At 47.3% G+C, this 13,869-nt stretch carries 6 protein-coding genes; 3 read left to right on the forward strand and 3 right to left on the reverse strand.

The window, feature by feature from the left end:
- Positions 1–39: 39 nt before the first annotated feature.
- The 3 genes from IAQ59_RS15810 to IAQ59_RS15820 form a co-directional block, all read right to left on the reverse strand.
- Complete coding sequence (locus tag IAQ59_RS15810; protein ID WP_209331806.1) at positions 40–2,265, reverse strand: hypothetical protein; 2,226 nt, start codon at positions 2,263–2,265, stop codon at positions 40–42.
- Positions 2,266–2,273: 8 nt separating this feature from the next.
- Complete coding sequence (locus tag IAQ59_RS15815) at positions 2,274–3,149, reverse strand: phage tail protein (RefSeq protein ID WP_209331807.1); 876 nt, start codon at positions 3,147–3,149, stop codon at positions 2,274–2,276.
- Positions 3,150–3,262: 113 nt separating this feature from the next.
- Complete coding sequence (locus IAQ59_RS15820) at positions 3,263–6,073, reverse strand: helix-turn-helix domain-containing protein (protein ID WP_209331808.1); 2,811 nt, start codon at positions 6,071–6,073, stop codon at positions 3,263–3,265.
- 310 nt (positions 6,074–6,383) lie between these two features.
- Here IAQ59_RS15820 and IAQ59_RS15825 point away from each other — a divergent pair, with 310 nt between their 5' ends.
- The 3 genes from IAQ59_RS15825 to IAQ59_RS15835 all read left to right on the forward strand — a co-directional run bounded on the left by IAQ59_RS15825 (position 6,384) and on the right by IAQ59_RS15835 (position 13,840).
- Positions 6,384–9,884: a sulfatase-like hydrolase/transferase gene (locus IAQ59_RS15825; RefSeq protein ID WP_209331809.1), complete on the forward strand. Its 3,501-nt coding sequence runs from the start codon at positions 6,384–6,386 to the stop codon at positions 9,882–9,884.
- Positions 9,885–9,997: 113 nt separating this feature from the next.
- Complete coding sequence (locus IAQ59_RS15830; RefSeq protein WP_209331810.1) at positions 9,998–12,157, forward strand: gluzincin family metallopeptidase; 2,160 nt, start codon at positions 9,998–10,000, stop codon at positions 12,155–12,157.
- 30 nt (positions 12,158–12,187) lie between these two features.
- Positions 12,188–13,840 carry a hypothetical protein gene (locus IAQ59_RS15835; RefSeq protein WP_209331811.1) on the forward strand — a complete coding sequence of 551 codons (1,653 nt, stop codon included), beginning with the start codon at positions 12,188–12,190 and terminating at the stop codon, positions 13,838–13,840.
- The last annotated feature ends 29 nt before the right edge of the window (positions 13,841–13,869 follow it).

The raw sequence follows: 13,869 nt of genomic DNA on the forward strand, positions 1-13,869 counted from the left end.
TTGATGGCACTGATTACCTGTTCTTTTTCAAAGCCTTCTTTATCCAGGTATGGTTCTATCCGGATGCCTTCTCCACCAAATCCAATAGGTTTCTCGGCTTCTACACTTCCCCCCTACCACTTTTCCCACCACTGTCACCTTGGTGGTGTCGATAAAATACACCGTCTCTGTGGCATCTTCAAAAAACTCCTTAAATTCTCCTTCGTCGGCCGGGAATCTGCCGTTGAATAGGAAATGGTGCCCGGTCTTTTCTACCGAAATGGCATGGTCACCTATGGGTACCCTGATCTCGAATTCTCCTTGCCGATTTGGTTGCACCGGACGATTATTGGATCCCATTACAATCTGTCCATCCACGCGAATGCTGATTTCTTGTGGGCTGATGGTCGCATATTGCTCCAAGTAATCGTCATCTTGGTCTTCTGGTGTTCCGTTATCGTTATACCAATATTGTCCCTTCGGATATTTTAGCCCCGCTTTTTCGTAATAGTTGTACCCCTCATCGATAATGCCTGGGTTTAGCACATACTCAATACCTTCGCTGAGATTTTCAAACTGCCCTCCATTGGTTTCCACAAATGATGGGAAAACACCCCGGGTATCAAACAACACCCGTCCCCTGAAAATAAAGGAACTGATATCTGTAAAATCTATCCTATTAACCACTTCAGAGCCTCTTCCTAAAAACACCATCTGCTGCCCTGGGTCAAATCGGTGCTGTCCGAATACCGGTGTAATATTGAATGATTCCCCGGTTCCAGAATAGGAAATGGCACTGATTTCATAGTTTCCGTTGCTATTGGTAATCCCCATCACGCCCAGTTGGTCGCTGTTGGGAATGTTTCCGCCCCCACGTACCCACTTCGGTCTTTGGTTTTCTGGAGTAAGATCTGTGTATAAGCGGATATCGTTTTTATTGTATTCAAACCCATTTCTAGAGAGATCATAGGCAAACCGCCCCGTGCTTTCGTTGGCTCTAAAGTATGCGATCAACGACCGATCGTTGCCTCCGATATAGCGCTTGAAATCCTGTCTTATGGTGGCAGAGTCCAAGCGGTTTTCCCGGTTGTCCCAAATTCGGATTTCATCCAGGATCAGCCTTCCTTCTCCTCCCATTCGGAAGTCCTGCCACCTTCCTTGGTTTCCTCCACGGTCGAGAATCAGGGGCTCACTGTTGGTGGTGATCTCCATCGGATCCTGGGCATATGCCGTATCCAACAGCCGTTCGGTGGTATTGATCAGCGCTAAATAGTTTTTTCCAATTTTCCGGCCATTCAGGTATAGCTGTGGATGATCGTTGTCCTTTAGAACGATGGTGAAGTGCGTGAATTGATTGATAAAGTTTGCAATGGGAGCAAGGAGATCGTCGCCACGTGCGTCAATATTACCGTTAGGTAGGTAGTTTTTGATCTCGAAGGTAGATTCATCCACCGTGATGCGTAAGGTTTGATTGGATGCATCAAATGCATAGCGCACATCCAATGTTTCTTCAAAATATTGCATCCGGAAGATCCTGCCCGTTGGATTGTTTTCCTCTTGATCAGGTTTTAGCCAAGCTTGGAACACCATCGATCCCTCGAGTGGTCGGTTCACCAGGTTTAGGGGTAGTACACCCTCTCTCGGAATCTGAAGCGCACTTCCGGTGCTGATCGGAGTACCCGTTGGTTCCGCGTACACCGTCACATCGGCTACCGGATTTCCGCCTTCAAACGAAATATTGCCTGTTACCGTCGCAGTGGGAGAGCGAAAGCCAATGCCGGTAATGAAATTCACGAACGGCATTTCTGTATCTAAAATGCCCTCTGCTAATACTTTATATTCATATAGTATGCCTCCCTCGGCAAACTCGTCTTCAAATTCGGTCGTGGTGCCAGGTCGGTTGGCAAGCAATTGAAAGGGATCAGGTGAATTGTCTTTGTAGCTTCTTCTAAATATCTTCACGCTGGTAATTCGGTCTTGATTGTTTAGAAATTCCCAGTTTAGCCTGACTTTGTCACCGAAGTACCCTTTTGATATTTCAAAGAATTCGGGTGCAAAGGTTTGGTACTGATAAAAAATGTCCCAAGGAAACCGGATGTCCAGTGGAGCAAACCTTCGCTCCGACACCGCCTTATTGGTGCCCAGTATAGGAACTCCTACCTGAAAGGTATACCCTTGATTACGAAAAGCCTGGGAGGCAGTGACATCTTTTACATGGACTCGCTGTCCAAAGGCAGCACCAATGCAAAGGACCAATAGAGGCAATATAATGAGTAGCCGTTTCATTTGTCGGCTCAAAGCTTGATGATGTAATTTACACCCGTGTTGATAGGGCGTGTTTCCTCTCCTCCCGTTTCGGCAGTACTTCCTTCTATGGGATGGGTATGGGCCCCGTCACGCTGAGTAAAGAAATTGGTCATGTCACCACCGTTGCTACGTATATAGCTTACAACAGAGCGAAAATTCCCGGTTAATGCAGGTGTGCCATCTGATCGGATGGCATGCTGATGTTCCCCTCCCACTGCCTCCATATCAGCGCCTGCTTCATGACGATGTGCCCCCAGCATGTCCGCTTGTGTTTGCAGAAGGTCGGGCCCTTCTTTTCCATATTCCTGATTTTGTCCGGTACCTCTTAAAAACATCCCCCTCAGATCAGGAACGGTGGCTTTACCCAGCAGATTTCGCAGTCTTTCCGAACCTGCTACGTTTGAGATATCCTGTCCGTGACAAAGCACCCAGCCTTGGGGCGCGGTGTCTCCAATATACGGCATAATGGAACCTGTAGGCACCCCATTTCCCGCACTTACAGCGTACGGAACTTGTTTTAGCTTCTCATCGGAAATAACAAGGGAGCCTTCTTCTATTTTTAGGTATGCTTCGTAATAGGCAATAATCGGATAATGCTGCTGTCCTACCTCCAACACATAAGAAAAAACCCCAAAGGCATCTGTCTGAAGGTTTTCATTTACGTTCAGAATGGTTTCCTCTGTATTGTTTTCCGTTAGGTAATACAGGGTAAACCGCAAAGTAATATCTTCATTTGATCGGGCGTTATTATTGGCATCCCTTGCAATGCCTTGTATTCCTATGCCTGCCTCATTGGCGATCATCTGAGAATACGCAACAAAAACCTGCCCCATTAAGCATAAAATGAATAGACCCTTTTTCATAGTAAGTGGATTGAAATGCCCTGTAAATCTGGCCTTTTTGGAGGCAAAAAAATGTTGATTTTGGGTCAAAAAATGAAAGATTGGGGACAGTTGACACAGAAATTCTCCTGTTTTCAAGAATTTTTTCTTTTCAGCAGCTGGTTTCTATATTCCTTGGGAGTTTGCCCATAATGTTTTTTATAGCAGTTTGAAAAATAACTGCTGGAGTTAAACCCGGCTTTAAAGGTGATTTCAGCTATGTTGAGGTCCGATTGGGAAAGCAGCTGCCTGGCATACACTAGTCGCTTTTCCTTGATCAGTTCGTTGGGGTTTTTCCCGATTAACTGATTGGTTTTACGGTAGAGGCTCTTTCTACTCAGACATAACGCTTCACTGAGTTGGCTTACTCCAAAATCCGGAGACGACAGGTGCTGATTTATAACTTCCTCAATCTTTTCGGCAAATCCATCGAGCGGTTCAGCAAGCGGTTCTACAGGTTGATCTAATGAGGAAGCTATTCTATGTTGTTTAAGCCTAGAATCGCGCTTGGCGTCACTGGATTTCTTTTGCCAAACGAAGGCAAAAACCACTACGGCAAGCAGCGCGCTTCCAATCATTATGGGCAGTAGTATTTCATGAATGGTAATGCGGTGTTGGATATGCAGGGGCAGGTTTAACATGCCGACCACGCTACCCCGGTTATCTAGTGCCCTAATAATCAGTTCATCCTGTCGATCCGGAAGATTCACAAGGTGTAGCACGGGATCTTTGGACCTCTGCCAATCCGCACCTTCAGATTTCCATCTGTATTCGAATGACGAATATCCTCCCAAATTAAAGAGTTTCAGAGTAAGTTTTGTAGATCCGCCGGAAAGGATGATCGGCATTTCAGAACGTACCGCAGAAGTAACATCTTCCAAAAAGCTTCCATCTAGAGCCGTAACGATAGCGGCATTCCATTTAAGTGAGTACGTACTATCGGTGTAATACCTGTAAATGTTGGCGGGGTCGATTAAATTTAGGCCTGCAACCCCCCCAAAATAGAGCATTCCCTCCTGATCTTGAAAGTGTGCGATGCGGTTGAATTCGTCATCGGTCAGCCCATGTTCCTTTCCATACCGAATGGCCCTTTGTTCGGATGGGTCAAACATAAAAAGCCCATCTTCGGAGGGTATCCATAGTCCTCCCTTGTTGTCCTCATAAACAGCGTGTAGTTCGCCACTGCTTATCCCCTTTGATGCATCAAAGCTGGTCAGCTGCTTCCTTTCCGGATGCCATTTTAACAATCCTTTCCCATGGCTGGCCAGCCATAGAATGCCTTGCTTGTCGATGTGTACGTGGTATATGGGCGTGCCTTTGGTAAGAATTACCAATGAATCATACGCACCGCCTTGCTCACTAAACCCTTGCTCAAAATCAAAATGCCGCACACCTAAGGTAGTAGCCAATAAAAGTCCATCGTGGACAGGCTGTATGTGGTTGATCGTTGCGATGGAATCCGAAGGCATCAATGGCGGGGAAATAAAACGTATCTGACCTCCCAAGCTATCCAAAACAGCAAGTCCAACACTAGTCCCGAGCCAAACGTTGCTCGCAGGGTCTTCGTAGATGCTCCATATGTTCAAACTGGTGTAGTCAAAGTGTGGGAGGAGAGGAAGTGTATAGATAATAGGTTCCTTGCTTGAATCGTGAAAACGCATCAGGTAATGACCATCGGATAGCCAAAGGGAGGCCTCGTTTCTAGCGTGGGCTGCCAGCGGATGCACGACAGGCGTATCGTTATAAAACGGTGATTCTCTTCCTTCATTGAATTGGTAGCTAAATCTTCCCGAGTAACTGTTTGCGTAAAGTTTTCCCCTCCATTGGGCGATGCCACGGAAGCTAAAGGCATTGCCAAACCTATCTCTTCCGGTAAACAGTTTTTGCGCGATGGAGAATGTCGGCTTTAGGGAAAAAACACCATCGTTTGTGCCCAGCCATATCTGCCCAAAACGATCCATTACGGCACATTTAATACCGTGGGCCTTCGGGAAATCCCGTAAAAGAAAAGAGAAGTCTCTACTTTCTTTGGTCTTGCGATCCACGTGGATAATTCGCCTTTTTTTGATATTCCATTGAGAGGATGAGGTCGGGTCAAGAAAAATGTAGGATGTTTCCGGAAAGGACAATGCGGTTGGCGAATATAGCAAGCTTCGTAACATGGGAAAAAAGTAAGAAAGATCGTTTGATGCTACATGGTGGATAGGGTAGTTATTATTACCGGATGACATACTAGATTTGTAATGAGGTAGTTCAGAAGCTTCTATTGAAGCAAAGCTTCCTGTTTGGCTTACGCGGTAAATGTCATTTGAGGTTCTAAAGAAAAAATTTTCGGTCGTTGTGTATGCCGAAATGATCGGGATCTGCCCGGGTGATTCGAACAATCGTTCTACACGCTCACCATCGGACAGAAAGACCTCCTCTTTGGATGTAATTAGTAATAAGTCTCCGTTTTTAGCAGCGATCAACGCCCGAACAGAGTGAGGAGAGATCCATTCCTTTGCCACTTCATTGAGCACATCCGTATCAGGACGTAATCTAAAAAGGCGGTAATTATTCCAACGGTCAATGCCGACCGCATAGACGTTTCCCTTTTTATCCGAGCCAACGGAAGTGAAGTTTATAGACTTTGCCTCTTTACCCGTAGGGACAAAGCTTTTAAATTCCGTTCCGTCAAATCGTGTCAATGCGCCCAATGCAGCGATCCAGATATACCCATCATGGCATAGGTAAAGGTCGTTTACCATGGGAGTGGTCAGGCCACTTTCGGTAGAAAAGTGACGAAGGTTAACATCAATTAACTGACCAACTACCGAAGACGTAGGGTATAACAAACTAAATCCAAACAAGCACCATCTGAAAAAGATTGTATTTATCAATGGAATATAAAAGTATAACCTTGCCATGGCCTATACGGTATTCTATTATATGTTATTTGATAAATTTAATTAATTTGATCATTTGTTTCAAAAAGGATTGGTTTAAAATCTTATTAAATAAATTAATTTCTTTACCAAGGAACTTTCGGGGGGCGAAATTCGGGAGGTTTTTAAGATCATCGAAGCGAAAAGGCTTGCGTATTTTTTTGGGTGAATTGAGTTTTCCAAGGGAAAGCTTGATTGCCATTATTTGACTTGATTGTTGTCGGAAAAGTGGTAGTTTTGAAGCTCACATTTACGATTTAGTTGATTTTCCTAAAATAAACCACCAGAAACTATGTTGAAAGCTTGTTGCACCCTGTTGCTACTTGCTGCGTTTACCCAGCTGACTTGTTTTGCACAAACCGCCCAATTATCCGAAAGGCCCAATATCATTTTTATTCTCACCGACGATCAAAGATGGGATGCGCTCGGATATGCAGGAAATGACCTGATTCATACGCCCGAGATGGACCGGTTGGCGGAGGAGGGAGCTTATTTTTCCAATGCCTTGGTGACCACCCCGATCTGTGCCGCTAGTCGCGCCACCATCTTCTCAGGTCTTTACGAGCGCACCCATGCATACACTTTTCAGACAGGTCCCATTAAGAGTGAATACATGGAAACAGCCTACCCCAAACTCCTTAAGGAAGCCGGTTATCGCGTGGGTTTTTATGGAAAATATGGTGTCAATCACAAGGACTTGTCCGGACAGTTTGATGAGTACGATTCCTACGACCGAAACGGTCAGTATAAGGATCACCGCGGGTACTTTTTCAAAACCATTGAGGGGGATACGGTGCATTTGACCCGCTATACGGGCCATCAGGCATTGGAATTTATCGACAAGGCTGAAAAGGACGAGCCGTTTTGCTTGTCCCTCTCTTTTAGTGCGCCACATGCCCACGATCCGGCCGAGCTACAGTATTTTTGGCAAGATGAAGTTGACTACTTGCTGAAAAACGTGCACATGCCCGGACCGAAGCTATCAGAAAACAGGTATTTTGAGGCTCAGCCCGATTTTGTAAAAAATGGTTTTAACCGCTTGCGATGGGGTTGGCGCTATGATACGCCCGAAAAATATCAACATAGCATGAAGGGATACTACCGCATGATATCCGGTATAGATCTGGAAATTGCGAAGATCCGAAAGCGACTGGCAGAAAAGGGATTGGATAAAAATACCGTCATTATCCTGATGGGAGATAACGGGTATTTCACCGGTGAACGGCAATTGGCTGGAAAATGGCTGTTGTATGACAATTCCATCCGCGTGCCGTTGATTGTGTACGATCCGCGCCTTTCACGCCATGCAGATTCAAACGATATGGCGGCCAATGTCGATGTGCCGGCGACCATTTTGGATTTGGCTGGGGTACAGATTCCTTCCGCCTATCAAGGGAAAAGTCTAATCCCGGTTATAAATGGGCAGCCCCTAAACCGAGATACAGTTTTAATCGAGCACTTGTGGGATTTTGAGAATATTCCCCCGAGTGAGGGACTGCGCACGGCGGAATGGAAATACTTCCGCTATGTGAACGACAAGTCAGTGGAGGAGATGTATCATTTGACCGCCGATCCACTGGAGGTCAACAATTTGGCAAAGGATCCTCGACATTCGGCGAGATTGGCCACTTTTCGAAAAAAGCTGGATCAACTCGTCGAGGAGCTCGCCGATGAGACGACTGCGGCACCTGTTAATTTACATGTAGAGACCATCCGTAACCCTTCCGGTTTGACAATACTTACAAAACAGCCCAATTTTGGGTGGCAGGTACCTGAAGCAATGTTGTTCCAGTCTGCCTATCAGATTCTGGTCAGTAGTTCCGCCGAAAAAAGTGGGCAGAATCTGGGCGATATTTGGAATTCCGGCAAGGTCGCTAGCAGCCAATCGGTTAATATCCGATACGAAGGCCCCGAATTGTCCGAAGGAAAGACTTATTACTGGAAGGTTCGACTTTGGGACGGGGATAATCGTACAGGAAGGTATTCGCCCTCTGTTGCATTTCGAGTGGGCAATATTGGTAATCAATTAACCACGCCCAATCACTTTATGGTGGAAGAAATTTCTCCGATCTCCATAGAAAAACGAGGAAATGATACTTGGATTGCCGATTTTGGGAAGGCTGCCTTCGCCAATCTATCGTTTGTCTATGATGCAGATAAGCGGGAGACAGTAACGGTCAGATTGGGAGAACAGTTGCAGGGTGGAAGGATCAATGCTTCACCCGAGGGCCATATCCGTTTTCAAGAGGTGCAAGTTGCCGTCAGTCCGGGAAGGAAGGGCTATGCGTTGGAGCTTCCTGCGGATATCAGAAACACCGGTCCGGCAGCCGTGGCACTTCCGGACTCCTTTCCGGTTTTATTGCCTTTCCGGTATGCAGAGTTTGTAGCTAAAAAGCAACCTGATGAGTGGACTCAGCACGCCTATTTTGGCTATTTTGAAGATAATCAAAGCAGCTTTCACAGTTCGGATACTGTCCTAAATCAGGTATGGGATCTCTGCAAGTACTCGATGAAGGGAACTTCCTTTGCAGGCGTTTACATCGACGGCGACCGGGAGCGAATTCCCTATGAGGCGGACGCCTATATCAATCAGCTGAGCCATTACGTAGTGGATTGGGAGTATCCCATTGCCAGGAGGAGTATCGAATATTTTATGGAGCACCCTACTTGGCCTACGGAATGGCAGCTGCATGTGGCATTGATGTTTTACGAGGACTACCTGTATACGGGAAACACCAGGTTGATCGAAAAATATTACGATGAGCTAAAGCATAAAACGCTGATGGAGTTGGCGAGAGAGGATGGCTTGATCAGTTCGGAAAAGGCTACACCGGAATTTATGAAAAAGCTGGGTTTCAAAGATCCGACAATCAAGCTGGCTGATATTGTGGATTGGCCTCCCGCACAGAAGGATACTGGCTGGAAGCTGGCTACGGCAGAAGGCGAACGGGACGGATTTGTTTTTAAACCGATCAATACTGTCATTAATGCGCTTTATTATCGGAACTTGGAGATTATGGCTGAGTTTGCCCGTCTACTGGATAGGACTTCAGAGGCCTTGGAATACGAGTTTATGGCTGCCAAAGTCAAGAAAGCCGTGACGGAAAAGCTGATGGACCGGGAGAAGGGCATTTACCTAGATGGAGAAGACGCTGGTCATTCGTCCCTTCATGCGAACATGATGCCTCTGGCCTTTAACATGGTGCCTAGCGAATATATTCCGACCGTAGTAGATTTTATCAAATCGAGGGGAATGGCCTGCAGCGTCTATGGATCACAATACCTGATGGATGGCTTATATAATGCCGGAGCAGCAGATTATGCGCTGGAATTGATGACGGCCACGCACGACCGAAGCTGGTGGAACATGATTGCGATCGGTTCTACCATGACCTTGGAGGCATGGGACATGAAGTACAAGCCCAATGCCGATTGGAACCACGCTTGGGGTGCCGTGCCTGGAAATATCGTTGCCCGTAAAATGTGGGGAATCGTACCGAAGACACCGGGTGCCGGTCTATTGGAAATCCGTCCACAACTGGCAAGTCTGACGGACACAGAGATCACCGTTCCCTTTATAACCGGAGAAGTAAAGGCCTCCTATCAAAGGATTAACAACCGATTGCAGGTATATACCATTGAATTGCCGGCAAATGTTTCTGCGGATTTGATGCTTACGTATGGTCCCAGTGATGCCATTTCTTTGAATGGAGAGAAGGTAAACACGCAGTTTGGCTCTATCCGGTTGTCTCCAGGTGTAAATCACATCGAGCTTCAGGTGAATTCTTTTTAGGCGGAATTTTTGAAGAGCAATTTCACGCTTTATCCAGTAGTTGACTTCGGTTTTGTTAGGTCTTACAAGATGGGGTTTGCAACCATTGCGTGGTGCATTGGATAAAATAGCACATGGTTTGGTTAAAATTTTGGAAAGAAACCGATTTCCTGAGATTTAACTTTGAAGAGGTGATTAAATCTGTATTTGATCCGAGAGGCGTATATGCCGGATCCTCGGTGAAGACGCCAAACACAATTCAAAAAATGAAAAATCTCTTCATCGCGTTGATTTTCGCTGCTGCCTTTGTTACAGCAGCCCATGGTCAGCAGGGATCTACCGTCATTTCTGAATCAGCAGCGCGTGAAATGATGGAACAGCTGACAGCCAAGTTTGGAAATCACGAAGCCGCCCGAATAACCCGCGGGGTTAATCACTTGTGGTCTCTTTGGCTCGAATCTGACGGAGATCGAGCAGCCTTTGAAGCTTTTTGCTTAAAACAGTTTATTCCCAGCGGACAGGACCTGGACAGGGCCTTTGAAATTGCGGAGCAGCAATTCGAAGCGATCAATGGGTACCGTAGGGAGCTTTCCCTGGCCCTGGACTACCCGATTACCACCATGACCCGCCCGGTCACCGAATTAGATCGGTTGTTCGGAGGCGCCTCCTTTCAGGTTGATTTTTTCAAGAACAAGCTGGCCCACCTGATCGCATTGAATTTTCCCTATTATACCCACGATGAAAAGGAGCGGCTGGGTCCCCAGTGGACTAGGAAGCAGTGGGCCATGGTCCGGTTGGGTGATCAGTTTGATTTCCGGGCAGACCCCGCGAAAGAACCCAAACCCATGAGCTTACCGGATGAGTTGCGCGATTATACCTCTCTCTACATCCTCTCCATGGATCAGGTGCTGTCTCCCAGCATGGAGGTACTGTTTCCGCCTGGTACGCGGCTAAACAGCCACAACGGACTCAGGGACGAGATCAAGGGTCTTTATTCGAGAAAGGATCCCTTGGAAAGGCAGCGCACACTGCAGACGATTATCCTGCATATTATCCACCAAACGATACCGTCCTGCATGATTGGTGAGACACCCTTTTACTGGGAGCCTCAGGCGAATAAAGTGTACAAAAAGGAAGACGGACAATTTGTAGAAGTGGATTTTGCGCCGGAGAATGATACCCGTTACCAGGTCCTGCATCATAACATGGTTTCCAAAATGCGCCAGGATGTCAAGTATGCGGCCGGGTCAACTTATTTTTCCCGCACCTTTGATAACGTTCAGCTAAGCGAAGCAAGGATTGTTTCCCTCCTGGAATCGGTGGTTGGAGCTCCGGAGATGAAGGGGGTTGCTTCGTTGATTGAGAAAAATTTGGGCAGAAAATTAGCGCCTTTCGATATCTGGTTTACCAACTTCAATGACAGTCCGGATCTTGACATGGATGAACTGGATCGGATGATACGGGAAAAATACCCTACACCGATGGCTTTTCAGCAAGATATCCCGGCAATCCTTCAAAAAGTTGGCTTTCGAAGGTTTGAGGCTGATTTTATCGGTAGCCGCATCGTAGTGGATCCCATCCCATCGGGAGGACATGCCAATGCTCCCCAAATGCGCGGCGCCAACGCACACCTGCGCACTCGGTTTGAAAAAAATGGACTCAACTACAAAGGCTACCGGGTGGCTATGCACGAGGTAGGACATAATATTCAGCAGATTGTCGGCACCTACATGACGGATTATTATTCGCTGAAGGGCATCCCCAGTAGCCCCTATACCGAGGCCATGGCGGATTTACTAGCCTATCGTAACCTGCTGGCGTTGGGGGTCAGTCCCGATTACACGGTGAAAGAAAGACAGGAGAATGCACTGGCGGCTTTTTGGTTTGTGTGTGAAATCGGCGCAGTGGCCTTGCACGAAATCAAGGTATGGAATTGGCTGTATGCGCATCCCGATGCCACCATGGAAGAGCTGAAAGAGGCCACCATTACCATTGCCAAGGATCTTTGGAACGAATATTTTGCGGAGATCTTCGGCGTTCGCGACGTGCCGATCTTGGCGATTTACAATCATTTTATCTCCGGTGCCTTGTATCTGCACAGCTACCCCCTAGGAAATATCGTCATGATGCAGCTCGAAGAGCAGTTTGAAGGGCGGGATTTTGCGGAGGAGCTGATTAGGGTGTGTAAAATTGGGAAATTGACACCCGATCAATGGATGGTAGCGGCAACCGGAAGGCCCTTGAGTGCCGAGGCACTCCTGAAAGCGACCCGGGAGGCATTGAAGGCAAGGTAAAATGGGAAACGGATTATAAAACACAAAAAGATGAATCATTGTAAGGAAAGCATTTTTTTCATCCTAGGCTTGTTGGTTTTTCAGATCGGCCTGGTATCTGCACAACAAGCCACTCCGGAAGAGGCATTTCGTAACATCCATGTAGGTGGGTATTTAATAACCCAGCTAGAGGAGGCAGACGAATCCTACAACGCGGGATACTCCATGTACATGGCTGCCTGGCCTTTGGTAAAGGATTATCCGGGGAGAAGTTTTCAGTCGGGCCTGTTCGGTACCTGGATGCATCCGCAACAGGATGGACCCTTGCCGATCGAACGGTTTTATACAAACATAGAAGGAGGACTTGGCTGGTGGCGGGATACGGAATATGCGACCGAAACGCCTAAATTCATCATGGGCGGAGTGCAACTGAATTTTGCCGGATGGGCCAATGGACCCGGTGCAGGAAGAGGCAGGGACTGGGACGATCCAAAAGGTAAATACGGAGTGGCGCAGTTAAGTCCCTGGGTATTGTGGCCTCCGGACGGTCTGAATCTGAAGCAGGGTACCTCTGGTGAGCTGTTTGGCAGTGGCTATCTGCCTCTGCCGCTTATGGAGCCAAGAGCTACAACCGCGGGAACATCGGTTCCAACGGGTAATCAATGTTGGACCTTATTTCTTAACACCGGAAATTTCAAAGGTCCGGTGGCCTTTTTCACTCCCTATTTCTGGACGCAGGCGTCTGCCGAGGATCCGCGCCTAGCGGGTTTGTTTTTAGATCAGCGACCTTCTAAAGCCAATAAGCCCTTTCAGATGGAAACGCAGCACATCTATTCCAAAGAAGCTACGGACTCCAAAGGTCAGACGTATGCCCGAACGGCTCCCACCCAGTACCCCGTGGGTCCTAATGGGAATTCGGATTTGTTACACCGCTTGATGGTCTATAAAAAGGCTGCACTCTGGGATGATGTGGAAGCCTGGTTCAAGGGTGGAAAAATGGCCGAAGGCAAAATAGACGAGGAAGAGGCAGCCATGCAGCGATTCAAAAAGAGTGTGAGGTCCAACTGGAGTTTTTTTGGGGAACATATTCCGAAGGAAATGCGCGCTTTGCTGAATATCACCTCTTTTTTAGATCCTTCCGTCACCGACTCGGCTACCTTGAGAATCCGCTGGTCTGGGGAGCATGTCACCCGGCGAAAACTGAGCTCTCGTTCTTTGGTGGTACTTCCAGAATACTATAAACTGGTAAAAAAGGATGTAGATGATAAGGGAGAATGGATCGCAGTGGCTCCTCAGGAGGTACCCGCTGAAACAGGACTTCATGCCGTTGATTTTCGAAGTACGGATAAACGAAATGCACTTCCCTACGTCACCCCGGAAGACCCGGAGAGTAGCTGGAAAAAGCCCGGGCCGGTGGCCGGACCCTTTAAGGCGAGATTGGGTGACGGCAGCACCGTCACCTATTATTGGTACCGTTTTGCCGATCAGCCTGCCTTACTTAATGCCGATCTGAGCACAGAGGAGCGGGAGGAAATGCAGCGCCGTGTGGAATTGCTTCATGCCCATTGGACCAAGGAGAGAGAATACCTGCCACCTCCCTTGTTTGGGGAATTGGCAGAGTTAGACCCTGCATTGATCGTACAGCCTCCGGCCGGATTTGAAGTAGGCTATGTCCCCATTGTTACCCAACAGGGATTGGAATGAGCATAACATAAGATTATAACAAACACGTA

The sequence above is a fragment of the Lunatimonas salinarum genome (assembly GCF_017811155.1).
In the GTDB taxonomy this organism is placed as follows: Bacteria; Bacteroidota; Bacteroidia; order Cytophagales; family Cyclobacteriaceae; genus Lunatimonas; species Lunatimonas salinarum.

Bases quoted from the DNA above. Each gene is read 5' to 3' on its own strand.
- IAQ59_RS15810 (WP_209331806.1), bottom strand. From the start codon at position 2,265: ATGAAACGGCTACTCATTATATTGCCTCTATTGGTCCTTTGCATTGGT.
- IAQ59_RS15815 (WP_209331807.1), bottom strand. From the start codon at position 3,149: ATGAAAAAGGGTCTATTCATTTTATGCTTAATGGGGCAGGTTTTTGTT.
- IAQ59_RS15820 (WP_209331808.1), bottom strand. From the start codon at position 6,073: ATGGCAAGGTTATACTTTTATATTCCATTGATAAATACAATCTTTTTC.
- IAQ59_RS15835 (WP_209331811.1), top strand. From the start codon at position 12,188: ATGAATCATTGTAAGGAAAGCATTTTTTTCATCCTAGGCTTGTTGGTT.
- IAQ59_RS15830 (WP_209331810.1), top strand. From the start codon at position 9,998: ATGGTTTGGTTAAAATTTTGGAAAGAAACCGATTTCCTGAGATTTAAC.
- IAQ59_RS15825 (WP_209331809.1), top strand. From the start codon at position 6,384: ATGTTGAAAGCTTGTTGCACCCTGTTGCTACTTGCTGCGTTTACCCAG.